Source organism: Pseudomonas putida (assembly GCF_050989985.1).
Lineage (GTDB): Bacteria > Pseudomonadota > Gammaproteobacteria > Pseudomonadales > Pseudomonadaceae > Aquipseudomonas > Aquipseudomonas putida_AI.
Map to the genome: position 1 here is coordinate 5313764 of NZ_CP158815.1, position 24308 is coordinate 5338071.

Here is a 24308-nt window from a genome sequence, read left to right on the forward strand (position 1 = left end):
TTTTGCAATGACTGATTCGACTCAACTGTTCCCGCCCTTCGCCGAAGAAATGCTCCCCGGTGGCGGCCACCGTTCATTCGTGCTCAAACGCGGCCAGTTGCTGCGTCTGACCGACATTCGCGGCGGCGCCAACGTCAGCCTGACACTGCTCAACGCCAACGAAAAAACCGAGCGCCTGAACCTGCCCGACAGCCTCAAATGCCAGCACACCGCCAAGCTCACCGCCGGCCATTGCCTGTACTCGGACATGGGCCGCGTGCTGGCGGCGATCACTGCCGACACCTGCGGCTGGAGCGACAGCCTCGGCGGCGTGCTCTGTGCCGAGGAAGTGGCGGAAAAATACGGCGCCGGGCGCTATCAGGAACTGCGCAACGGCTTCTTCCGCAACGGCACCGACAACCTGCTGGTGGAACTGGGCAAGTGGGGCCTGGGCCTGTCGGACCTGTTGATGACCCTCAACCTGTTCAGCCGGGTGAACGTCGATGAAGACGGGCGCTTCCACTTCGTCGAAGGCAACTCGAAGGCCGGCGACTACATCGAGCTGTACGCGCCGATGGACACCCTGGTGGTGCTCACCGCCCTGCAACACCCGATGGACCCGTCGCCGCAATACGCGCCGAAACCGCTGAAGCTCAGCTGGATGAACGCCGACCCCAGCGTCGCCGAACACTGCCGTACTTCGCGCCCGGAAAACGAGCGCGGCTTCATCAACACCGACCGTCTGTTCGCCTGAGGATCGCTGCCATGTCACTCGCCATCGCTACTGCTGCCGTCGCTACCAACAGACAGCCTGAAACAGCGGTCTACCGCGCCACCATCCCCGCCGGCGAACCCTGGCTGATGGAGGTCAAGGCCGGCCAGACCTTGCGCATCCTCGACCTGGAAGGCAACCAGGCGGTCGATACGCTGTTCTACAGCGTCGCCAACCCCAAGGAGCGCTACGACGTGCAGCGCACCCTGCGCCGGCAGAACAGCGTGTACCTGAGCACCGGCAGCGTGCTGTATTCCAACCTCGGCAAACCGATGCTGACCATCGTCGGCGACACCTGCGGTCGCCACGACACCCTGGGTGGCGCCTGCGCGCAAGAGAGCAACACCGTGCGCTACGCCCTGGAAAAACGCTACATGCACAGCTGCCGCGACAACTACCTGCGCGCCTGCGTCCACGATGGGCGACTGGGCAAGGGTGATATCGGACCGAACATCAATTTCTTCATGAACGTACCGGTCACCGCCGACGGCGGGCTGACCTTCGAAGACGGGATTTCCGCACCGGGCAAGTACGTCGACCTGCGCGCCGAAATGGACGTGATCGTGCTGATCTCCAACTGCCCGCAACTGAACAACCCGTGCAACGCCTACAACCCGACCCCTGCGGAGCTTTTGGTATGGAACTGAAATTCGCGCAGTTGCGCCGCTGGCTGTTCGCCTTGTGCCAGGCCCGTTCGGGGCAGTGCATCAAACCTCAAGAACACCACCACACACTGTAGGAGCGAGCCTGCTCGCGATGGCGTCAGCACATTCACCACTGATGTCGACTGATAGAACGCAATCGCGAGCAGGCTCACTCCTACAGGGGTTCGGCGGTGTGTTGAAGAGAATGGTTTTTTCCGCCGGGGACGACCCCGGCGCTCATCGAAAAACTGCGGGACGGCCCGCATCCCCTCCAGGGGTTTTGCCATGTTCGAAAAAGTCCTGATCGCCAACCGTGGCGCCATTGCCTGCCGCATCCTGCGTACCCTGCGCGAACTGCAAGTGCGAGGCGTCGCCGTCTACTCCGAAGCCGATGCCGCCAGCCTGCACATCCTGAAAGCCGATGAAGCCCATAGCCTGGGTGAAGGGGCCGCCGCCGGTACTTATCTGGCAGTAGAAAAGATCCTCGCCATCGCCAAAGCCAGCGGCGCCACGGCGATTCACCCCGGCTACGGTTTTCTCTCGGAAAACGCCGCGTTCGCCCAAGCCTGTGAAGCGGCCGGCATTGCCTTCATCGGCCCGACTCCCGAGCAACTGCGGGTGTTCGGCCTCAAGCACACGGCCCGCGCCCTGGCCAAAAAACACGGTGTACCGATGCTCGAAGGCACCGAGCTGCTCGACAGCCTCGACGCAGCGCTGATGGCCGGCGAACAGGTCGGCTACCCGGTGATGCTCAAGAGCACCGCCGGCGGCGGTGGCATCGGCATGCGCGTGTGCCGCAACGCGACCGAGTTGAGCGAATCCTTCGAAGCAGTGAAGCGCCTGGGCCAGAACAACTTCAGCGACGCCGGCGTGTTCATCGAGAAGTACATCCAGCGCGCCCGGCATCTGGAAGTACAGGTGTTCGGCGACGGCCAGGGCGAGGTGATCGCCCTCGGAGTCAGGGATTGCTCGGTACAACGCCGCAATCAGAAAGTCCTCGAAGAAACCCCGGCACCCAACCTGCCCGACGGCATGGCTGACGAACTGTGCGCAGCGGCGATCAAGTTGGCCAAGGCCGTGAACTATCGCAGTGCCGGCACCGTGGAATTCGTTTTCGACAGTGAAGATCAGCGTTTCTATTTCCTGGAAGTGAACACCCGCCTGCAGGTGGAACACGGCGTCACCGAACAAGTCTGGGGCGTCGACCTGGTGCGCTGGATGGTCGAACTGGCGGCAGGCGATTTGCCGCCGTTGAACGTACTGAGCCAGGGTTTGAAAGCCTGCGGCCATGCGATTCAGGCGCGACTGTATGCCGAGGATCCGGGGCGGGATTTCCAACCCAGTCCCGGCCTGCTCACCGCCGTGAATTTTCCCGTCGCCGATGGCAAGCGACTGCGCATCGACACTTGGGTCGAGGCCGGTTGCGAGATTGCGCCGTATTTCGACCCGATGATCGCCAAGGTCATCAGTTGGGCGCCGACCCGCGAAGAAGCCCGCGCCGATCTGCACCAGGCGCTGGGCGACAGCCTGCTCTACGGGGTGGAAACCAACCGCGATTACCTGCGGCAGATTTTGCTCGATGCACCGTTCGCCAGCGGCCAGCCGTGGACCCGTTGCCTCGAAGACCTGGTCTATCGCGCCAACACCTTTGAAGTGCTCAGTGCGGGCACCCAGACCAGCGTTCAGGACTACCCCGGCCGCCTCGGTTATTGGGCCGTGGGCGTGCCGCCTTCGGGGCCGATGGACAGTCGCGCCTTGCGCCTGGGCAATCTGTTGCTCGGTAACGATGAAGGCGCCGCCGCGCTGGAAATCACCATGAGCGGGCCCTTGCTGCGCTTCAATTGCGCGGCCGTGGTGGCAGTGACCGGCGCGGCGATCCCGCTGACGCTGAACGGTGAAAGCGTCGCCATGAACACCGCGCTACTGGTTCCCGCCGGCGCGACCTTGAGCCTCGGCACCATCGCCGGCGCAGGCGCCCGCAGCTATCTGTGCCTGCGCGGGGGCCTGCAAGTACCGGATTACCTGGGCAGCAAAAGCACCTTTACCCTCGGCCAGTTTGGCGGCCACGGCGGCCGCGCCTTGCGCACCGGTGATGTGTTGCATGTGCCGGCCTTGAGCGACTTTGGCGCCGGGCAACAACTGCCTGAAGAACAGCTCGGCGCGTTGCCGGCCGTGCGGCAGATCCGGGTGATTTATGGCCCCCACGGCGCCCCGGAATACTTCACGGAAAACTACATCGGCACCTTCTTCGCGACCCAGTGGGAAGTGCATTTCAACTCCAGCCGCACCGGCGTGCGCCTGATCGGACCGAAACCGGAATGGGTACGGGCCGACGGTGGCGAGGCGGGGCTGCATCCGTCGAACATCCATGACAATCCCTACGCGATTGGTGCCGTGGATTTCACCGGTGACATGCCGGTGATCCTCGGTCCGGACGGGCCGAGCCTGGGCGGGTTCGTGTGCCCGGTGACGGTGATCGAGGCGGATCTCTGGCAGTTGGGGCAGCTCAAGGCCGGGGACAAGGTGCAGTTCCAGCCCGTCGATCTCAAGACCGCCCGCACCCTCGCATTGAAATGGAATTCCCCCTGTGGGAGCGAGCCTGCTCGCGATGGGGCCATGTCAGTCGCCATCGATGAACCTGATGCACCGCAATCGCGAGCAGGCTCACTCCTACAAGGGATTGTGTCGCCTGTGGTGTTGGATATCGGTCAGGACGATACGAGGTTGGTGGCAAGGCTTTCCGGCGACACTCACCTGCTTCTCGAAATCGGCGCACCGGAACTGGATCTTGTTTTGCGCTTCCGCGCACACGCCCTCATGCAGGCTCTGGAAAGCAAGCACCTGCATGGCGTGATCGACCTGACACCCGGCATCCGCTCGCTGCAAGTGCACTACCAGCCAGAGCAATTGCCGCTGGCCGATCTGCTGGGCATCGTCGCCGGTGAATGGGACGCGGTGTGCGCCGCCAGGGACCTGCAAGTGCCGTCGCGCATCGTCCACTTGCCGCTGTCCTGGGACGACCCGGCTTGTCAGTTGGCGATCGAGAAATACATGACCACCGTGCGCAAGGACGCGCCGTGGTGCCCGAGCAACCTGGAATTCATCCGTCGCATCAACGACCTGCCGAACCTCGATGAAGTGCAGCGTACGGTGTTCGACGCCAGCTATCTGGTCATGGGCCTGGGCGATGTCTACCTCGGCGCACCGGTGGCCACGCCCCTCGATCCCCGGCACCGTCTGGTGACCACCAAATACAACCCGGCGCGCACCTGGACCGCGGAAAACTCCGTGGGCATCGGCGGCGCCTACATGTGCGTCTACGGCATGGAAGGACCCGGTGGTTATCAGTTCGTGGGCCGGACCTTGCAGATGTGGAACCGCTATCGCGAGGTCGCCGCATTCGATGGCAAACCCTGGCTGCTGCGCTTCTTCGATCAGATCCGCTTCTACCCGGTGAGCGCCGATGAACTGCTGCGCATCCGTCGGGATTTCCCCCTCGGTCGCTTCGATCTGAACATCGAGCACAGCCAGTTGAACCTCGCCGATTACCAGGCATTCCTGGCAAAAGAAGCCGAGGCGATAACCGCCTTTCGCCAGCAGCAACAGGGGGCGTTCAATGCCGAGCGCGAGCGCTGGATCGCCAGCGGCCAGGCGCATTTCGAGAGTGAAGAAGCAGCCGCGCCAACCACCGAAGATGCCCCCTTGGCCAGCGGTGAAATGAGCGTCGACAGCCACATCGCCGGCAACCTCTGGCAGGTGCAGGTGGACATCGGCAGCCGTGTCGAGGCCGGTGATGTGCTGGTGATTCTGGAGTCGATGAAGATGGAAATCCCGGTGCTTGCGCCCATGGCCGGCGTGGTCCGCGAAATCCGCGTGCAACCGGGTTCGGCGGTGCGCGCCGGACAGCGCGTCGTGGTGCTGGCAATCGACTGAACCCATTTTGAAAAGGACACACGCCATGAACATCAATCTGCAACTCGACGCCCTGCGCAGCGCCTACCGCGACGCCCGCATCACGCCCCGGCAATTGCTGCCTGCACTGCGTGACAAAGCCGCGGCGTTGAACCCGGACTATCACCTGTTCATTCATTTGCTCAGCGCCGAAGAACTGGAACCCTATCTCGCCGCCCTCGATGGCCGCGACATCGACAGCCTGCCGCTGTACGGGGTGCCGTTTGCGATCAAGGACAACATCGATCTGGCCGGCATACCGACCACCGCGGCGTGCCCGGCATTCAGCCATGTGCCACAGCGTTCGGCCACCATCGTCGAGCAATTGCTGGCCCTGGGAGCGATTCCGCTGGGCAAGACCAATCTTGACCAGTTCGCCACAGGCCTCAATGGCAGTCGCTCGCCCTACGGCGCGTGCCGCAACAGCGTGCTGCCCGAGTATCCGTCGGGTGGTTCCAGCGCAGGTTCTTCGCTGGCGGTGGCACTCGGCGTGGCGAGCTTTGCCCTTGGCACCGACACCGCAGGTTCCGGGCGCGTGCCGGCGGCGCTGAACAATCTGGTCGGGATGAAAGCGACCAAGGGGTTGATCTCCACCGCAGGTGTGGTGCCGGCCTGTCGCACCCTCGATTGCGTCACCACCTTCACCGCCACCGCACGGGAGGCCAGCCAGTTGCTGGCGCTGACCGCACGCCTCGACCCACGGGATGAATACAGCCGCAGCAACCCGCTGTGGAATGACGGCTCGGCGTTTGGTGCGGTGCGTCCTTTCCGCTTTGGCGTGCCTCGGACACAGGACCTGGAGTTCTTCGGCTGCACCCAGGGGCCGGCGTTGTTCGCGGATGCCATCGAGCAGCTCAAGACCCTTGGCGGCGAGCCGGTGGAACTCGATTTGTCGCCGTTCCTTGAGGCGGCACGTCTGCTCTATGAAGGCCCATGGGTGGCCGAGCGCTACAGCGTGGCCGGTGAATTGATGGAGCAAAATCCTGAAGCTGTGCTGCCGGTGATTCGCGCAGTCCTGGCCAAGGCGCCGGCGGTCAGTGGCGTGCAAACCTTCCGCGCGCAGTACCGCCTGCAGGCACTGAAAGCCTTGTGCGACAAGGCGCTGGAAAACCTTGATTGCGTGATTACGCCAACCATCGGCCGCCCTGTCACCCTGGCCGAGCTGGAAGCCGAGCCCGTGTTGCGCAACTCCGAGCTGGGTTACTACACCAACTTCATGAACCTGCTCGACTACGCCGCCATCGCCGTGCCCAGCGGTTTCATGGAAAGCGGCTTGCCCTGGGGCGTAACGCTGTTTGGCCGGGCGTTCACTGATCAGTATCTGTTGAGCGTGGCAGCAGGCCTGCAGCGCCAGCAAGGTTTGCCGCTGCCCGCGCCAACGGCCGTTGCTCGTAACGATCAGGCGCGACTGGTGGTCTGCGGTGCGCATCTGGATGGCCTGGCGTTGAACTGGCAGCTCAAGCAGCGTGGCGCGCGGTTGCTGGAAACGACCCTCAGCTCCCCCGACTATCAGCTCCATGCCCTGGCGGGCGGCCCGCCGTTTCGTCCGGGCATGGTGCGGGTCAAGGAAGGCGGCGTGGCGATTGCCGTGGAAGTCTGGGAATTGCCCAGCAGCGAGCTGGGCTCGTTCCTGACCGGCATTCCGGCGCCCCTAGGGCTGGGCAAGGTGCAACTGGCGGACGGGCGTTGGGAGAGCGGGTTCATTTGCGAGGCGTATGGGCTGGAGGGCGCGGTGGACATCAGTCATCTGGGGGGATGGCGGGCGTACCTGAAAACCCTGGGTTGACTCAGAACCTGTGGGAGCGAGCCTGCTCGCGATAGCGGTATATCAGTCGACATCAAATTTGAATGTGCTGACGCCATCGCGAGCAGGCTCGCTCCCACAGGGTCCACCAACAACCTTCATATTGTGTGGGAACGACCATTCGCGGCGCACATGGAGCAGCTATTTCCCGGCAGTTACCACTAGAATGCATGCCATCGGATTATTGCCAATGGAATTGCCATGCCGCTCCGCTCGCCGCTGTACTCTCAACGCTCGTTGATCCTCACACTGGTCGCATTGTTGGGCGCGGGTTTCCTGGCCACTTCCTTCCTCAGTTACTACGCATCGCGGGCGTCGATCCGCGACAACATCGTCAACACCGAACTGCCGCTGACATCGGACACCGTCTATTCGGAAATCCAGAAAGACCTGGTCCGGCCGATCCTGATTTCCTCGATGATGTCCCGCGATACCTTCATGCGCGACTGGGTGGTCAACGGCGAGCGCGACACCGACCAGATGACCCGCTACCTCAACGAGGTCATGACCCACTACGGCGCCTACACCGCCTTCTTCGTCTCCAACACCAGCCTGACCTACTACCACGCCAAGGGCGTGCTCAAGCAGGTCAAGGCCACGGAACCCCGCGATGCCTGGTACTTCCGCGTGCGCGACATGCAGGCCCCCTACGAGATCAACGTCGATCCGGACCTGGCCAACAAAGACAACCTGACCGTCTTCATCAACTACAAGGTCTTCGACTACAACAATCGCTTCATCGGTGCTGCCGGTGTCGGGCTGACGGTCGATGCGGTGATCAAGCTGATCGACAAGTACCAGCAGCATTACCAGCGCAGCGTGTACTTCGTCGATACGTTCGGGCGCCTGGTGCTGACCGGCGCCGAGGGCGGTCCGCAAGGCGCTCTGGCCGGGCAGCCGCTGAGCGATCTTGAAAGCATGAAAAACCTGGTCAGCCAGCTGCCCAAGCCCCACAGCGGCAGCTACGAATATTCCGGCCAGGGGCAGGGGCATTTCCTCAACGTGCGCTTCATTCCGGAACTGAACTGGTACCTGTTCGTCGACAAACTCGAAGATGGCGACCTCAGTGACATCCGCCGCTCGCTGTACCTCAACCTGCTGATCTGCCTGATCGTCACCCTGACCGTGCTGGTCCTGATCAATCAGGTGATCAAGCGTTATCAGGGCAAGATCCACGCCCAGGCCACCCTCGACAGCCTGACCGAACTGCCCAACCGGCGTGGCTTCGATCTGCTGGCCGCGCAGGCCATGCACGAGGCCCAGCGCGAGCCCAAACCGCTGACGGCATTGCTGCTGGACCTGGACCATTTCAAGGCCCTGAACGACACCTACGGCCACATGGCCGGCGACCAGGTGCTGATCGGTTTCGCCCGGGACCTGGAAAGCTGCCTGCGCCATTCCGACATCGTCTGCCGCTGGGGCGGCGAAGAGTTCATCGTGCTGCTCAAGGACACCGATGGCGAAACCGGCCTGATGATTGCCGAGAAAATTCGCCAGCATGTGGAACAACAGGCCTATGCCTACAACGGCAGCAGCCTGCATCTGACGGTCAGCATCGGCCTGACCACCCTGCAGAACGACGACACCTTGCACACTTTGCTGTCCCGGGCCGATCATGCGATGTATCGGGCCAAGCAAAGTGGCCGCAACCGTACCTGTGTGGAAAAGCCTCACTCCAGCTATGAGCCAGCCTGACCTCTGCCCCGCCTGCGGCGCCCCCAACGACTGCGCCCTGGCCGACCCCCGCACCGCCGATCGGGCGTGCTGGTGCTACGGCGTCAGCATCGACCCGGCGGTGCTGCAGGCGCTGCCGGCCGAACTGCGCAACGCTGCCTGCCTGTGCCCTCGTTGCGCCGAAGTCGAGGCGCAGTTGCAAGCAGCCGCCCAGCCGATCAAGTAAGATACGCGGCCTTTTCTTCATCGATCCTCAAGCCATGCGCGTCGACCGTTTCCTCAGCAATCTGCCCCGTTTCAACCGCAAACAGGTGCGTCTGTTGCTGGTGGAAAAACGCGTCAGGATTGACGGATCGATCATCAGCGACCCGCACGCCGAAGTTCGTGAGTTCAGCCGCGTCGAAGTCGACGACGAGGTGCTGCAGACCGGCAAGCCGCTGCGGCACTTCATGCTGCACAAACCCGCCGGTTGCGTCAGCGCCACTCGTGACCCGCAACACCCGACCGTGCTCGACCTTATCCATGAACCGGACAAGGATGAACTGCACATCGCCGGGCGCCTGGATTTCAACACCACCGGCCTGATGCTGATCACCAACGACGGCAGTTGGTCACGCCGCCTGACCCAGCCGCAGACCAAACTGCCGAAGGTTTATTACGTCGAGACCGAGCAGGAAATCGGCCCCGAGTACGCCCTCAAATTCACCGAAGGCCTGTACTTCGCCTTCGAAGACCTCACCACTCAACCGGCCGGGCTAGAGCTGCTGGGGCCGAAATCCGCACGGCTGAGCATCGTCGAGGGCCGCTACCATCAGGTGAAGCGCATGTTCGGCCACTTCGACAACAAAGTGCTGCGCCTGCACCGCGAACGCATGGGCCCTCTGGTGCTCGACGAAAGCCTGAAACCGGGCGAATACCGCCCACTGAGCGACGAAGAGATCCAATCGATCTAAGCAGCCTACCGCTGAGCAGAAGTTGTCGAACAATTTACCAACGGCACTTGCGCAATGATGTGACCCCTGCTTGAATCAGGACGTCGGCCGAAATGTGACCGACGAGTCACAACATACTTCTAAGAAACTTTTTGCCGGTAGGAACCCATGGGTTCCGGCCTCACCCGGCAGACTGCCCGCCAATAACAATACCCGTCGACCGGCTGCACTGGATCGACATGGGCCTCCAAAAATTCCAGGCATATGCCTACCTGTCACAAAGCTCGTGCAATCTCCATTGCGCGCATACCCGCTTGCCAGGAGTCTTATGACATGAGGCCAGAAATCGCTGTGCTGGATATACAGGGTCAATATCGGGTTTACACGGAGTTCTATCGCGCAGGCGCCGCAGAGAAGACCATCATTCTGGTCAACGGCTCGATGTCCACGACTGCGTCGTTTGCTCAAACCGTGAAAAATCTCTATCCACAGTTCAACGTGGTCTGCTACGACCAGCCCTACGCGGGCAAGTCAAAAGCCCACAACCGGCATGAAACGATGCTGACCAAGGAAATCGAAGGGCAGATCCTCCTGGAGCTGATCGACCACTTCGCAGCCGAACACGTGCTGTCGTTTTCTTTCGGTGGTGCCGCGACGCTGGTCGCACTGTCGCAACGGCCTCGCCGGATCGAAAAGGCCGTGATCAGCTCGTTCTCCCCGGTGGTCAACTCGCACATGCTCGACTACCTCGAGCGCGGCGTCGATTACCTCGGCAGCCGGGACGGCGACCGGGTCGGGCATCTGGTGAACGACACCATCGGCAAGCACTTGCCCTCGCTGTTCAAGCGCTTCAACTACCGTCACGTCAGCAGCCTGGCGGAACACGAATACGGGCAAATGCACTTCCACATCAACGACGTGCTCAACAGTGATCGGCAGTGCTATTTGAACGCGGCGCAGAAAATCAATGTGCCGGTGCTGTTCATGAACGGTGAATGGGACGAGTACACCGCAGCGGAAGATGCCCGCCTGTTCGCCGGTCACGTGCAACACAGTGCCTTCACCACCCTGCAGGCCACCGGCCACTTTCTCGACATGGAACACAAAGCCGCCTGCCGAGACAGCCGCAACGCACTGCTGGGGTTCCTGAAGCCGGCGCAGCATGAAAGCCGACCGCGTTTCCAATACGCCCAGGACCACCATGCATCGGCCATCTGAAACAGCGTCATCGCGAGCAAGCCGCGCTCTACAGCTTTAAACGCATTGCTGTATGAGCGAGGCTTGCCCGCGAACGACCGTCACCGCTGTTTCATTCAACGCCTGAGCCAACTGCCACAAAGAAAAACTTCATTTCCACCGCCACATCTGGTACAAAGTCAGCCGCTCCGAGCGGGTGTCGTATAATGGCATTACTCCAGCTTCCCAAGCTGATAACGAGGGTTCGATTCCCTTCACCCGCTCCAATCAAATTTCAGTCTCACGTTGTTCTTTGACGGGGGATGCAGGTACAGAAAAAACCGGCCTTGATGGCCGGTTTTTTTGTGGGAAGAATTTGAGTTTATGAGCCATTTCCCATCTCCCTCCTTTCTCTGCTGATCGCTGGACCACATCAGAGATTGCATCCCTCCTAAGCGAGGACTACCATCTCCCAAAACGGGAGGATGCGCGGTGCGAGTAATTGCAAAAGGGACTTTGCGGGAATTCTGGGAGAGCAGCCCAGCTTATGCTGACGCCGAAATACCGCTTGTTGAATGGTATCGACATATGGAAAGGGCCATCTATCGCACACCGCAAGAGGTCAAAGCGGAACTGAGGACGGCCAGCATTCTCAAAGGAGGCAGAGTTGTCTTCAACATCGGCGGCAACAAATACCGAGTGATCCTGGCAATCGACTATCAACGACAGCTTGGCTTCATACGGTTCGTCGGCTCCCATGCCCAATATGATCAGATCGACGCGGAGACCGTGTAATGAACATTAAACCTATTCGCAGCCAGGAAGATCTGAGCGCAGCATTTGCTCGCGTCGAGCAATTGTGGGGGGCAGAAATCGGATCGCCTGAAGGTGATGAGCTGGAAATTTTGGCGCTGCTCATTGAAAAGTACGAAGACGAGCATTACCCAATGCCACCCTCCGACCCGATTGAAGCCATCAAGTTTCGCATGGAACAGCAGGGATTAACCCCTCGTGACCTGGAACCCTTTATTGGTACGAGCGGGCGCGTATCCGAAGTTCTGAACCGCAAGCGCAAATTGAGCTTGTCGATGATCAAACGCCTGCATGACGGGTTGCGAATTCCATACGAGAGCTTGCTTGCAGGCGTTGCCTGAGGCATTAGGCCTGATTCAGTTTCAGCAGATGCAGCAAAAACCGGCCCGTTGTGGCCGGTTTTTTTGAGGTGAGATTTGGTAAGACTCCAGATCTCATGCGATGCAATGTCTAAACAAACGCAACGTTCTACCGAAGGTTATCGCTCGACACATGGATGCAGAACTGCCCTGACGCCACACCCCAAGAGTGAGCACGCTTGCACCGAAAAGTTTTGCAGTGTTTAAAGGCACATCAAACGATTTCGACAGAGCACTTGCGACCATGACCCAAAACATCTACGACGATCCCCAATTCTTCCAGGGCTACAGCCAGATGGCCCGTTCCATTGACGGCCTCGACGCCGCGCCGGAATGGCCTGCGCTCAAGGCCATGCTGCCGCCCACGCAAGGCTTGAAAGTCGTGGATCTCGGCTGCGGCTATGGTTGGTTTTGCCGCTGGGCCAGTGAGCAAGGCGCACAAAGCGTGCTCGGCCTGGATGTGTCGGAAAAAATGCTCGAGAAGGCGCGCGGCACAACGTCCAACAGCAACATCCGCTACGAACGCGCCGATCTGGAACAGCTCGACCTGCCCGTCGCCAGTTTCGATCTGGCCTACAGTTCCCTGGCCCTGCACTACATCAAGGACTTGCCGGGGCTGTTCAGCAAGCTCCACGCCGCCCTCAAGCCTGGCGCGTGCTTCGTGTTTTCCATCGAACATCCCATCTTCATGGCACCGCGCAACCCCGGCTGGATCACCGATGCCGAGGGCCGCAAGAGCTGGCCGGTAGATAACTATCAACTGCAAGGCGAACGCGTGACCAACTGGCTGGCGGATGGCGTGATCAAGCAGCACCGCACCCTCGGCACCTTGCTCAACACCCTGATCGCCGCCGGTTTCAGCATCCGGCATGTCAACGAATGGGGTCCGACCGATGCCCAGGTCGCGGCGCAACCGGCGCTGTCCGAAGAGCGCGAGCGCCCCATGATGCTGCTGGTCGGCGTTCAGTGCTGAGCCTGCATTCGTATGGTTTGCGTATAGATCGGAGCACGCCCGTAAAGATGTCGTAGCGCTGCGCTCAGCCCGACGAGAGTTGCCCTATTCTGCCGGCTCACCTTTCATTTTGGGGTCAGCATGGACAGTTCGGAGTTGGGGATCATGATCATTTCAATGATCGGGTTGTTCGGCTTTGCTTCGTTTGTATTTGAATACCTGAGCGCCAGGCGCGCAAAAAAAGGGGCGGATGACACCATCGTCATCCGCCCCTTTTTGCTCATCAGCGAGTCGCCACCAGAAACAGCCGCGGAAACGGTAGCAACACCGAACCATCGGGCAACGCCGGATAGGCCTGTTCGATGGCCGCCAGATACTGTTTCAGATACTGCGCCCGCTGCGCCTCATCCAGCGGATCGAGAAACGGCCGCAGACCGCTGCCCTTGAACCACTCGACCACGCCCGACGCACCACCCACCAGCGGATGATGGTAAGTGGTGCGCCACACGTCGACGCGGCTGCAACGGGCCTTGAGGATCGAGTAGTAACCGCTGGCACTTTCCATCTCGGTTCGCTGGCCGGCAGCGCCTGACAGCTTGCCTGCCCAGGGACCGTCAGCAGCCACTTCACGCATCAACCGGTGCGAAGGCTCATTGAGGTTGTCCGGCATCTGGATCGCCAGGCTGCCACCGGGCGCCAGTTTGTTCACCAGCGAAGGCAGCAAGGTGGCGTGATCGGGCACCCACTGCAACACCGCGTTGGCGAAGATCACGTCGAAGGGGCCCGTGTCCTTCCAGGTGTCGATGTCGGCGATATCGAACTGCACCTGCGGCAAGCGCTTGCGCGCGGCTTCGATCATGTCGGCCGAACTGTCCAGCCCGCGCACCGAGGCACCGGCAAAGCGCTCCACCAGCAATTCGGTCGAGTTGCCCGGACCACAGCCGATATCGACGGCCGAGCGCACCTCCCCGGGGGGTATCGCCGCCAGCAGGTCACGGGCGGGACGGGTGCGTTCATCTTCAAAAGCGACGTATTGCTTGGCGGACCAGCTCATTGCGTTCTCCTGTCGTGGATGCCGAAGCATCTTACTCCATGGCCGACCAAGGCTTTTGTCAGTGAAAGCGTAAATGTAAGTAGAATTTTCATCGCGCCGTCACTGTCTGAAATTCAGGCACCTCTCATAAGGAAAACGGCCATGAAATTCGCAAAAATCGCGCAGAAACTCGCCCTGTGGACCGGGAGTCCCGGGACGTTCCTGGGGGCGATCATCCTGATTTTTCTGTGGGGGTTGAGCGGGCCGATTTTTGGGTTCGATGACACCTGGCAACTGATCATCAACACCTCGACCACCATCATCACTTTCCTGATGGTGTTCCTGATCCAGAACACGCAAAACCGCGACACCGACATTTTGCATTTGAAGGTCGATGAGTTGCTGCGGGTAACGAAGGAAGCGCAGAACGCGATGCTGGGGCTTGAGGCCCTGGACCTCAAGGAACTGGAAGCACTGCGCAAGCACTATCGCGCCCTTGGCGAAGGCCAGACCGTTTCCATCGACGGCACCGTCGTCGAGGAAAAAGGCAAGCACGGCCTGAATGATTGCTGAGAGTTCGTGCGCGGGTGAGCCATGCGTTGCTCACCCGCGCACGCAATGAACTAGCGGCTGGCCTGCAAAGCCCTGGCCATTTGCAGGTGATTCTGCAGCTTGGGCAGGGTTTCCTCGGCGAACGCCTTGATCTCGGGCACGTCGGTGGTCTGTGCTGTTTGCTCAAGCTGTTCGATGGCTTGCTGGGTGGTTTTCACCTGACTGGCCGCGTAGGCCTCATCGAAGTTGCTACCGTCCATGACTTCGGGCATCAAGGCCTTGGCCTTATCCACCACCTCTTCGCGCGGGGCCACCGGTAGATCCAGCTGTTTAGCGATTTTCGCCAGGTGCTGATTGGCGGTGGTGCGGTCATTGATCACCATGATGGTGTAATCCTTGACCTCTCTGGATTCGGATTTCTGGTGTGCCAGACGGCTGGCTTCAATTTCGGCGACACCTTGCACCGAGGCATCATTGATGAATTCAGTCGGTGTCTGGGCCAAAGCGCTGCCAGCGAACAGGCCCAGTAGAGTGACAAAAACGCTGCTGCGAAAACGGGTGGCCACAGGGTTCATGGTCGCGCCCTCCTTTAACAATTCAAACGGGAGCTTTCGCCCCCGCTTCTCAATCAAAACCACCTGCAGCCACTAGCGGGATTTCTGCCCGCTCTGTCCACCTTTACGGTTCATATCGGTTTTTGGCTCTTTGTCGACAGTTGTGGTGGTGGTTTTCCCACCCTTGCGACTGGCTTCAGACGTTTTGGTTCGATCGTTGGCCATGTGGTCCGAGCCCGAGTTTCTTGAGTTAGGCATGATTCTCTACCTCTTGGTGATGATCTTTGGCGAACTTGCGCCCGCATAGATTCTGAATTTGCGCTGACCAAAAGGTTTAGAAAATTGCGTCGATACCGCGACGAACGGCAGCCGGCACTCAGACCAGGCGCAAGTGGTGCGCGCGCTTGGCGGTGTACATCGCCTCGTCGGCGTGCCGGAACAGCTGCTTTTCTTCCGTGCCGTTTTCCGGGTATTGCGCCACGCCGATGCTGGGCTGGATGAGCAGGCTGTGCCCGTCCAGGCGCAACGGCTGGGCCAGGACCTGGCGGATTTTGAGGGCCACCGTGTCGGCATCCCCCGAGGCGTGGATGCTGTGCAACAACACCACGAATTCATCGCCGCCAATACGCGCCACGGTGTCGGTTTCCCGCACGCAGCCCTTGAGCCGATTGGCGACGGTTTGCAGCAGCATGTCGCCTACCGCATGGCCGTGGGTGTCGTTGACCTGCTTGAACCGGTCGAGGTCGACATACAGCAGCGCCATGCGCCCACAGCCCTGGCGCGCCGCTTCCAGTGCAGCCTTGAGCCGGTCGCGCAGCAATTCGCGGTTGGGCAACTGGGTCAACTGGTCGTACTGGGCCATGCGTTGCAGCCGCGCATGCAACTGCTTGCGCTCGATCGCCGTCGCCACCTGGGCGCAGACATACTGCAACAGCTCTTTATCCTGCTCGGTGTAGCGCTCACCGCCTGGGATGCTTTTGACGATCAGCGCGCCGATGGTGCCGTTTTGCGAATTCAACGGCACCCCCAGCCAACAGGGCGAATTCTGCCCGGTCACCAGCGCCTCGAAACCCATGGGTGGCGTGTCCTGATCCGGCGTCAGCAAGATCGGCAAGCCCGTGTTAATCACCTCGGCACACAGGCGCCCGGTGATGGTGCCGGGCTGCTCGGGCTGCGGCTCGTGATCGTCGACGTGATAGGGAAAATTCAGCTGCGCACAGTGTTCGTCATACAGCGCCACGGAGAAATTCATGGCCGGCAGCCACTCGCCGATGATCAGGTGGATGCGCTTGAACAGCGCCAGCAAATCTTCCGCCGCATGGGCCGCTTCGGAAATCGCATACAGCGCCGCCTGACGGGATTCGGCCTGCTTGCGCTCGGTGATGTCGCGGGCCACGGCGATGCGCAACTGATCGACCTCCGACCAGCGCGCCGACCAGAGGATGTTCACCACCCGGCCATCCTTGCGCAGATAGCGGTTTTCGAAATTGAGCTTGGGCTCACCCCCCATGATCTCCCGCGCGGCATCGAGGGTGCGTTGACGATCGGCCGGGTGCACCAGGTCGATCATCTGGCGCCCGATCAACTCATCAGGGCTGTAACCGAAAATGCGCTCGCAAGCCGCACTGACAAATACGAAGCGACCTTGTTTGTCGACTGCGCAAACGGCGTCCAGCAACAAGTCGATGAAGCTCGCCAACGGAGCGGAATTACTGATGGTCATGGTGCCGAGAGCGTGTCCGAACGATGCCGCAAAAAGAAACCATCCCTGACCGAAACCCGTGCCACTGATGCAATCCTGCGATCAGCTTCAAGCCTTGTTCGTCACCAATCCCGGCAATGCATGCGCCAGGGCGTTGATGGCGAAACCGATAAACATCACCCCGCACAAGCGGGTAATCGCCAGCTCATGGCGTTGATACAGGGTGCGCACCCGGCGCGCCCCGACGATGCCGATGAGGATAGCGTAGGCGAAAAGCCCTCCGACGAAACTCAGGAAGATCAACCACGGCAACATCGACCAGGTCAGCAACTCGGCGCGGCTCGACAACAGGGCCGTGAACGTGGCGACCGCCACCGGGTACGCCTTCGGATTGGTCAGGCCAAACAGGATGCCATGCCAGAACGGCTGACGCGCCGGCCCTTGTGGCGCCTCTTCGGCACTGCGACGGGCCCGTACCGCACGCCAGCCAAGCCAGAACAGATACAGACCGCTGAGCATGCCCAGCACATCGAATGCGGTGCTGCCGATTTCCCGCGCACCGACAATCGCCACCAACGCCGTGCTGCACCAGATCACATCGCCCAGCAAGTGCCCGCAGAGAAACCCCGCCCCTGCCCGCCGCCCATGGGCCGCGCCAATTCCGAACACCGCCAGCACACCCGGCCCCGGGGTAATGCCATAGATGAAACCCGAGGCAAGAACGGCCATTAGCAGCGATGGGGTCATGGGAAGTCCTTTTGAACCGTTTGGTGAATGGTGGCCAGTCTATATCAGGTCACTGGGCATTGAATGACTGATCGTCGAAGAACTTTATCCCGACATGGGCTTCGAGGATCAAGGGAAGACACTGCCGGAGGCCCGGCAGAGAAAGGAAGGTATCCGCGTTAGTGATGGCGGGTGGAGGGAAAAGCAGACAGTGCGATGGCGATTGTTAGTCAGTCTTCGCGAGCAGGCTCGCTCCCACAGTGGTTTTGCGGCGAATGTACAGTTTGTGTCTGCCGCAGTCCCTGTGGGAGCGAGCCTGCTCGCGAAAGCAATCTACCTGTCCCGCAGATTTCAGTAGCTTGATCGCAGGCTGCACCAGCGCCTACAGGAATGCGTGGTCCCTGTAAGCGCTGGTGCGACATGCGAACCTTTAAATCTTGTCCAGCGTGCGCAGCTTCTGCGGCAGCCCCCACATCAACAGCGCCACGGCGATCAGTGCGCAAACGCCGATGACATACAGCGCTGGCGTAGTGCTGCCGGTCATGTCCTTGATGCGCCCGACCATGACCGGGCTGACGATCCCGCCGAACTGGCCGAGGGTGTTGATCACCGCGATCCCACCCGCAGCACCTGCACCGGCGCCGGCAAGCAGTTTCGGCGGCAGGGTCCAGAAGCTCGGGATCGAGGCGATGATCCCGGCGCCGAGCAGGCCCAGCGCGATAATCAGGAACGTCGTGTGGCTGGCGAAGATCCCCGCGCTGAAGAAGCCGAGCGCGCCCACCGCGACCAGGCCGGCAACAAACTTGCGTCGCTCGCCCGTGGCGTCGGACAAGCGCCCGATCACCACCATGCTGATAGCCCCGCAGATGTAGGGGATGGCGGTCAGCAGACCGATCATCACCGGGCTCTCGGTACCGGCGCTGCGGATCAGCTGCGGTGCCCAGAAGTTCAGACCGTAGGACGCCACCTGGATCAGGAAGTAGATCAGGCCCAGGGTCAGGAAGCCCGGGATCTTCAGGGCCGCGAGCAGCGAGCCGCCGGATTTGTGCGGCTCATGGTGCGCGATACGGCTGGCCAGCAGCGTCTTCTCCGAAGGCGTCAGCCAATGGGCGTCTTCGATGCGGTCCTTGAGCAGGGTCAGCACCAGCAGACCCAGGCCGATACAGGGCACGCCACCGAGCAGGAACAACCAGTGCCAGCCGCGCATTTGCAGCACGCCATCAAGGTGTTGCAGCACCAGCCCGGAGAACGGCGCGCCCACCAGCCCGGCGAAGGCCGAAGCCAGGAACAGCATCGAGGTGATGCGTCCGCGATAGTGCTGCGGGAACCACAGCGTCAGGTAGTACAGCACGCCCGGGGCAAAGCCGGCTTCCATCGCACCGATCACGAAGCGCAGCGCGTAGAACTGCCATTCGCTGTTGACGAACACCATCAAGGCGGTGGCCAGGCCCCAGGACATCATGATCCGGGCGATCCAGCGGCGAGCGCCGACCTTGTACAGCATCATGTTGCTGGGCACTTCGAAGATCACGTAACCGACCACGAACAACCCGGCACCGAGGCCGTAGGCGGTGTCGCTCAGGCTCAGGTCCGTCTGCAGCTGGAACTTGGCGAAGCTGATGTTGATGCGGTCGAAAAAGGCGAACAGGTAACAGACCATGATCAGTGGCATCAACCGCCAGGCGACCTTGCTGACCAGGGCTTTTTCTTCGTCGTGGCTGACGGCCGGGCTCGCCCCGGCCTCCATTGCATTCAGGCTCATTGCGTTTCTCCAGGCGGACTTCCCGTGGGGTGTCCGATTGTTTTTGTTGTCTGGTAAATGTTCGTTTACTGGCTTTCTGTAGGAGCGAGCATGCTCGCGATGAGCCTGAGAACGCCGCGGGGTATCTGGCATTCAGCGTTATCGTTAACGTCCATCGCGAGCATGCTCGCTCCTACAGGGGGCTGTGTGGGTCAGGTGGGGATCGGATGCAAATCGCAATTGCGTCCGGCCTTGGCCAGTTGGCCGGGCACTTCGTGACCGAGCAACGCCGGCAATCCTCGGGACAATTTCAGCAACAGTGGCAGGTCGATGCCGGTGTGGATGCCGACTTCATCGCACAGGTTGACCAGGTCTTCGGTGCAGATATTTCCCGATGCCCCCGGTGCGAAAGGGCAACCGCCGAGCCCGCCCAGTGCCGCGTCGAAGCGACGGGCGCCGGCCTCGTAGGCCGCCAGCACGTTGCACAGGCCCAGGCCACGGGTGTTGTGGAAATGCAGGGTCAAGTCCGCGGGCGATACCCGCTGCAAGACCCGTCGCACCAGGCGATCCACCTGTCGCGGGTTGGCCATGCCGGTGGTGTCGGCCAGGGTGATGCCCCGGATGCCGAGTTCCTGGTAGGCCTCGACGATCTGCAACACCCTGTCCTCATCGATCCTGCCTTCGAACGGGCAACCAAAGGTGGTGGCGATGCTGGCGTTGAGTCGCACCGACGAGCCCTGCACGAACCGGACGATTTCACCGAACGCGGCCAGCGAGTCTTCACAGCGCATGCGCATGTTCGCCAGGTTGTGGGTCTGGCTGGCGGACATCACCAGGTTCAGCTCATCGGCGTTGCAGGCCAGCGCCCGTTGCGCGCCCTTGAGGTTGGGGATCAGCGCAACATAGATCACCCCCGGTTGGCGGGTGATGCCCTTGAACACCAGCTCGCCATCGCGCAGCGCCGGAATGGCCTTGGGCGACACGAACGAACCGCCTTCGATACGGCTGAACCCGGCGAGGGACAATTGATCGATCAGGGCGATCTTGTCGACGGTCTCGACCCAGGTCGGCTCGATCTGCAAGCCGTCGCGCGGCGAGACTTCCTGCACGATGAGGCTATCGGAATAGTCGGTGATCATTGCACCACTCCTTCGACTTTCAGGCGCTCGATGTCAGCCAGCGTCAAACCAAGCTGCGTGAGGATTGCGTCAGTGTGCTGGCCAAGCCCCGGGCCTGACCAGTTCACACCGCCGGGGGTTTGCGAGAGTTTCGGCACGATGCCGGGCATTTTCACCTTGGCGCCGCCCGGCAGCTCGGCAGTGAGCAGCATGTCCCGCGCCTGATAGTGCGGATCGGCCACGATGTCGGCCACCGAATAGATGCGCCCGGCGGGTACTTCGGCTGCTTCCAGCGCTGTCAGCACGTCGTCGATCGGCAGGCTGCTGGTCCAGTGGGTGATGGCGGCATCGAGCAGGTTGCTCTTGGCGGCACGCCCGTCGTTATGGGCGAACTCGGGATCTTCGGCCAGATCCGCGCGACCGATGGTGTGCATCAGGCGACGATAGATCGGGTCACTGTTGCCGGCGATCACCACGTAGGCGCCGTCCGCCGTGAGATAAGTGTTGGAAGGGGCGATGCCCGGCAAGGCGCCGCCAGTGCGTTCACGGACATGGCCGAGCATGTCGTATTCCGGCACCAGGCTTTCCATGACGTTGAACACGCTTTCGGCTAGGGACACATCGACGATTTGCCCTACGCCCTGCCCGGTCTTGACCCGCAGCAGCGACATCAGCGCACCGATCACCGCATGCAGCGACGCCAACGAATCGCCAAGGCTGACGCCCACCCGTGCCGGCGGCGAACCCGGGGTGCCGGTGGTGTAGCGGATGCCGCCCATGGCCTCGCCAATGGCGCCGAACCCTGGACGATCGCGGTATGGGCCGGTCTGGCCGTAGCCAGAGATGCGCACCAGGGTCAGGTTGGGATTGAGCGCGTGCAGCACGTCCCAGCCCAGGCCGAGTTTTTCCAGCGCGCCGGGGCGCAGGTTTTCGATCAGCACGTCGGCGCTGGTCGCCAGTTGCTTGACCAGTTCGATGCCTTCGGCGGACTTGAGGTTCAGTGCCAGGGATTTCTTGTTGCGCGATTGCAGGTACCACCACAGCGAGGTGCCTTCGTGCAGCTTGCGCCATTTACGCAGGGGATCACCCTGCCCCATGGCTTCGATCTTGATCACCTCGGCGCCGAACTCGGCGAGCATGCGCGCGGCGAACGGCGCGGCGATCAGCGTGCCGATCTCGATCACTTTGATTGCACTCAAGGGGGCAGTCATCGCGGGGTACCTCTTGTTCTTGGAATATGTGCCAAGGCTAGAGGACCGGTGCCTGAGGAATCCAACCTTCAGTTGGCAACGAGCGTTCGCGAAACGCGAACGCTCCGGGAAATCACCGCGACCTCAAGGCCGCCATCGCGAGCAGGCTCGCTCCCACATTGGAATGCGTTCCCCTGTGGGAGCGAGCCTGCTCGCGATGAGGCCGGTCAAGACAACACAAATCTCAGACCTGCCCACGCAAATGCTCAAACAACATCCGGCTCACCGGCGACAACAGCGCCTCATCGCGCACCACCAGAATCAACGCCCGGTCCGACCAGTCATCGGTCAACGGCACCGCATGCAGCCCCAGCGCCCGGCCAAACAATTCATAGGCTCGTTGCGGCAGCACGCCAATGCCCATGTTGGCCTGGATCATGCGACACATGGCGTCGAAGCCCGGCACATGGATACGCACCCGCAAGACCCGGCCCGCCTGTCGCGCCGCGGCGTGGGTGCGCATATTGATCGAACTGGCCGCATGCAATCCGACGTAATCGCTGTCCAGCGTGTCGGCGAAAGCCAGGCTCGAACGACTGGCCAACGGATGATCCGGCAGCATCAGCACCATCAGCTTGTCCTGACGGTAGAGCACGCTGTGCAGGCCTTTGATGTCGCTGTCGATGGAACAGATCCCCAGGTCGGCCACGCCGTCGAGCACCCCTTGGATCACCCCGGAACTGGGTCGCTCCTCAAGGTCGGTTTTCACCTGCGGATGACGCTCGGAAAAGTCCCGCAGGTCTTCCGGCAGGAACTGGATGATCGCCGACAGGTTGGCGAGCATCCGCACGTAACCGCGCACACCGTGACTGTGCTCACCCAGTTCCAGGCCCATTTTCTCCACGTTGAACAGCATCTGCCGGGCATGGTGCAGCAAGGTTTCACCCGCCGGCGTCAGGGTCATGCCCTTGGCCTGTCGCACAAACAGGCTGATGCCCAACGCCTCTTCCAGCTCCATCAAGCGCTTGCTCGCCGCCGACACCGCAATCGCCTCGCGCGCGGCGGCACGGGTCAGGGTGCCTTCTTCATGGACGGCGACAAACAGTTGCAGGGTGATCAGGTCGAGGCGGCGGATCAGGCTTTTTTGCAGCATGGGGGGCTCGGCGGTGTCGGCTCAGGCAAGGTCGCAGCATAGCCCCGTATTCATGCGTCCCGTCAACGCAATCGACCCACAACTTCATAGGCATCCCCCTACACATTTAACTCTTGTAACACTCAGCATTGCCGGAATCCGCTGATACAAACCACCCTTTCCGCTCCGTAGAGTATGGAAGTGCACACGGTTTGCTTCAAAGCCAATGGATCTCTTTACTAAGGACAGACATATGAACCAGTCAGCGCGCGTAACAAATTCCTTCACAAATTATCGAAAAGTAATCTCACTAGCAGATCACGACTGGGAGACTGCCGAGGCAGGACGAATTGCGAGGCTCAATGTTGAGATCACCGGTACAAACCGAATGGTTGATCAGTTCGGGCGTTCGTTTCACCACTTCTGCACTACATCTTATTTAGGATTGGATCATCATCCCGACCTGCTTGATGGCGCCATAAATGCGCTTCGGGAAATTGGTACATTGCGCATCGCCAACTCGAAGAACCGCTGCAAACTCGCAGCGTTGGATCAGTATGAATACGAGCTTTCCGACCTGTTCGGTGCAAGTTGCCTGAGCACCTTGTCATGCAGTGCAGCGAGCTCTGGAATCTTGCCATTGCTAGCCAGCGGCGTATTCACACAAAACCGGCCCCCACTGATGGCTTTTGACAGACTGGCACATTACTCGATGAACCATCTGAAATCGGCGTGTGCAGACGAAACACGAGTGGTGACCTGCCCGCACAACGACATGGATCACCTCGAAAACTTATGTAAACAGCACGCCAAAGTTGCCTACATCGCTGACGGAGCCTACAGCATGGGTGGGGTAGCAGACATGGATGGCCTTTTGTACCTGAAAGAGCGCTACGGATTGTTTCTTTACCTGGACGATTCCCACGCACTTTCAGCTGTAGGAACTTTCGGTGCGGGTCTCGTACGCTCCAAGATCCAAGCCCTTGATGATGACAGTTTGATCGTCGCATCACTGGCCAAATCATTTGGCGCCAGTGGCGGGCTGGTGATGCTGGGCAGTGAACGACAAAAAAACTTATTCAGCGTTACGGCGGCCCAAGTAACTGGTCGCAAAGCCTGAACAGTGCAGCCATTGGTGCAGGCAGAGCCTCCATTCAACTACACCGAACACCGGAATTTGTCGCTTTACAGGAGAAGCTTCAAGTTAACATCCAGCTCTTTGACAGTTTGATCCGAACTGAACAATACGGCAGCAACATGGCGATTCGCCTTATTCACTGTGGTGAAGCCGAGCTAGCCAACAGTATTGCCATCACAATGGCAAATCTCGGTTTCTTTACTTCCGCAGTCTTTTTTCCGGTGGTAGCGCAAGGTAAGGCCTCCATCAGAATTACTCTACGTGCCGACATGGATTCCCTGCTCATCTGCCGCTTCTGTGAATTAGTCACCAACCTTTTACGTAAACACGCCGAAATCGTCAGAGATTGACGCCTAGAGAAGACTC

At 60.7% G+C, this 24308-nt stretch carries 21 protein-coding genes, 1 tRNA gene and 1 pseudogene; 14 read left to right on the forward strand and 9 right to left on the reverse strand.

The window, feature by feature from the left end:
- Nucleotides 1–7: 7 nt before the first annotated feature.
- From ABTV29_RS24335 to ABTV29_RS24390, 12 genes are all read left to right on the forward strand, one after another.
- Nucleotides 8–733 carry an urea amidolyase associated protein UAAP1 gene (locus tag ABTV29_RS24335; protein ID WP_433767159.1) on the forward strand — a complete coding sequence of 242 codons (726 nt, stop codon included), beginning with the start codon at nt 8–10 and terminating at the stop codon, nt 731–733.
- Between the two features lie 11 nt (nt 734–744).
- Nucleotides 745–1398, forward strand: coding sequence for an urea amidolyase associated protein UAAP2 (locus ABTV29_RS24340; RefSeq protein WP_433767160.1), 654 nt, complete (start codon nt 745–747; stop codon nt 1396–1398).
- A 282-nt stretch (nt 1399–1680) separates the two neighbouring features.
- Nucleotides 1681–5328 (forward strand): urea carboxylase, encoded by a 3648-nt coding sequence (uca, locus tag ABTV29_RS24345; RefSeq protein WP_433767161.1) that lies wholly within the window; start codon nt 1681–1683, stop codon nt 5326–5328.
- 25 nt (nt 5329–5353) lie between these two features.
- A complete protein-coding gene (atzF, locus tag ABTV29_RS24350) occupies nt 5354–7132 on the forward strand; it encodes an allophanate hydrolase (protein ID WP_433767162.1) in 1779 nt (592 codons plus the stop codon).
- A gap of 219 nt (nt 7133–7351) precedes the next feature.
- Nucleotides 7352–8845, forward strand: coding sequence for a sensor domain-containing diguanylate cyclase (locus ABTV29_RS24355; RefSeq protein WP_433767163.1), 1494 nt, complete (start codon nt 7352–7354; stop codon nt 8843–8845).
- Nucleotides 8832–9050 (forward strand): cysteine-rich CWC family protein, encoded by a 219-nt coding sequence (locus tag ABTV29_RS24360; RefSeq protein ID WP_433767164.1) that lies wholly within the window; start codon nt 8832–8834, stop codon nt 9048–9050. Before ABTV29_RS24355 ends, ABTV29_RS24360 begins: the two co-directional genes overlap by 14 nt.
- A gap of 34 nt (nt 9051–9084) precedes the next feature.
- On the forward strand, nt 9085–9777 hold the full coding sequence (locus ABTV29_RS24365; protein WP_433767165.1) for a pseudouridine synthase: 693 nt from the start codon (nt 9085–9087) through the stop codon (nt 9775–9777).
- A 312-nt stretch (nt 9778–10089) separates the two neighbouring features.
- Nucleotides 10090–10974 (forward strand): alpha/beta fold hydrolase, encoded by an 885-nt coding sequence (locus tag ABTV29_RS24370; protein WP_433767166.1) that lies wholly within the window; start codon nt 10090–10092, stop codon nt 10972–10974.
- A 171-nt stretch (nt 10975–11145) separates the two neighbouring features.
- Nucleotides 11146–11219 (forward strand) — tRNA-Gly (locus tag ABTV29_RS24375).
- Between the two features lie 205 nt (nt 11220–11424).
- Nucleotides 11425–11727: a type II toxin-antitoxin system HigB family toxin gene (locus ABTV29_RS24380; RefSeq protein WP_433767167.1), complete on the forward strand. Its 303-nt coding sequence runs from the start codon at nt 11425–11427 to the stop codon at nt 11725–11727.
- Entirely contained in the window at nt 11727–12086 is a 360-nt protein-coding gene (locus tag ABTV29_RS24385) for a helix-turn-helix domain-containing protein (RefSeq protein WP_433767168.1), read from the forward strand. The genes ABTV29_RS24380 and ABTV29_RS24385 overlap by 1 nt, the downstream gene beginning before the upstream one ends.
- A 262-nt stretch (nt 12087–12348) precedes the next feature.
- Nucleotides 12349–13077 (forward strand): class I SAM-dependent methyltransferase, encoded by a 729-nt coding sequence (locus tag ABTV29_RS24390; protein ID WP_433767169.1) that lies wholly within the window; start codon nt 12349–12351, stop codon nt 13075–13077.
- Between the two features lie 262 nt (nt 13078–13339).
- On the opposite strand, the gene tam is transcribed toward ABTV29_RS24390, so the two are convergent.
- A complete protein-coding gene (tam, locus tag ABTV29_RS24395; RefSeq protein WP_433767170.1) occupies nt 13340–14110 on the reverse strand; it encodes a trans-aconitate 2-methyltransferase in 771 nt (256 codons plus the stop codon).
- Nucleotides 14111–14251: 141 nt separating this feature from the next.
- Here tam and ABTV29_RS24400 point away from each other — a divergent pair, with 141 nt between their 5' ends.
- The gene (locus tag ABTV29_RS24400; RefSeq protein ID WP_433767171.1) at nt 14252–14662 is read left to right on the forward strand and encodes a low affinity iron permease family protein; all 411 of its coding nucleotides are present in this window, start codon (nt 14252–14254) and stop codon (nt 14660–14662) included.
- Between the two features lie 50 nt (nt 14663–14712).
- Here the strand turns inward: ABTV29_RS24400 and ABTV29_RS24405 are convergent, their stop codons facing one another.
- The 8 genes from ABTV29_RS24405 to ABTV29_RS24440 form a co-directional block, all read right to left on the reverse strand.
- On the reverse strand, nt 14713–15216 hold the full coding sequence (locus ABTV29_RS24405; RefSeq protein WP_433767172.1) for a DUF4142 domain-containing protein: 504 nt from the start codon (nt 15214–15216) through the stop codon (nt 14713–14715).
- A 72-nt stretch (nt 15217–15288) separates the two neighbouring features.
- On the reverse strand, nt 15289–15453 hold the full coding sequence (locus ABTV29_RS24410) for a stress protein (RefSeq protein ID WP_433767173.1): 165 nt from the start codon (nt 15451–15453) through the stop codon (nt 15289–15291).
- Nucleotides 15454–15571: 118 nt separating this feature from the next.
- The gene (locus ABTV29_RS24415) at nt 15572–16918 is read right to left on the reverse strand and encodes a diguanylate cyclase domain-containing protein (protein ID WP_433767174.1); all 1347 of its coding nucleotides are present in this window, start codon (nt 16916–16918) and stop codon (nt 15572–15574) included.
- An 87-nt stretch (nt 16919–17005) separates the two neighbouring features.
- The gene (locus tag ABTV29_RS24420; protein WP_433767175.1) at nt 17006–17644 is read right to left on the reverse strand and encodes a LysE family translocator; all 639 of its coding nucleotides are present in this window, start codon (nt 17642–17644) and stop codon (nt 17006–17008) included.
- Nucleotides 17645–18053: 409 nt separating this feature from the next.
- The gene (locus tag ABTV29_RS24425) at nt 18054–19385 is read right to left on the reverse strand and encodes an MFS transporter (protein WP_433767176.1); all 1332 of its coding nucleotides are present in this window, start codon (nt 19383–19385) and stop codon (nt 18054–18056) included.
- Between the two features lie 191 nt (nt 19386–19576).
- Nucleotides 19577–20503: a hydroxymethylglutaryl-CoA lyase gene (locus ABTV29_RS24430; RefSeq protein WP_433767177.1), complete on the reverse strand. Its 927-nt coding sequence runs from the start codon at nt 20501–20503 to the stop codon at nt 19577–19579.
- A complete protein-coding gene (locus ABTV29_RS24435) occupies nt 20500–21693 on the reverse strand; it encodes a CaiB/BaiF CoA transferase family protein (protein WP_433767178.1) in 1194 nt (397 codons plus the stop codon). The genes ABTV29_RS24430 and ABTV29_RS24435 overlap by 4 nt, the downstream gene beginning before the upstream one ends.
- A 223-nt stretch (nt 21694–21916) precedes the next feature.
- Complete coding sequence (locus ABTV29_RS24440) at nt 21917–22825, reverse strand: LysR family transcriptional regulator (RefSeq protein ID WP_150769827.1); 909 nt, start codon at nt 22823–22825, stop codon at nt 21917–21919.
- Nucleotides 22826–23057: 232 nt separating this feature from the next.
- Between ABTV29_RS24440 and ABTV29_RS24445 the strand changes: the two are divergent.
- Nucleotides 23058–24292, forward strand: a pseudogene (locus tag ABTV29_RS24445) (aminotransferase class I/II-fold pyridoxal phosphate-dependent enzyme).
- Nucleotides 24293–24308: the final 16 nt, after the last annotated feature.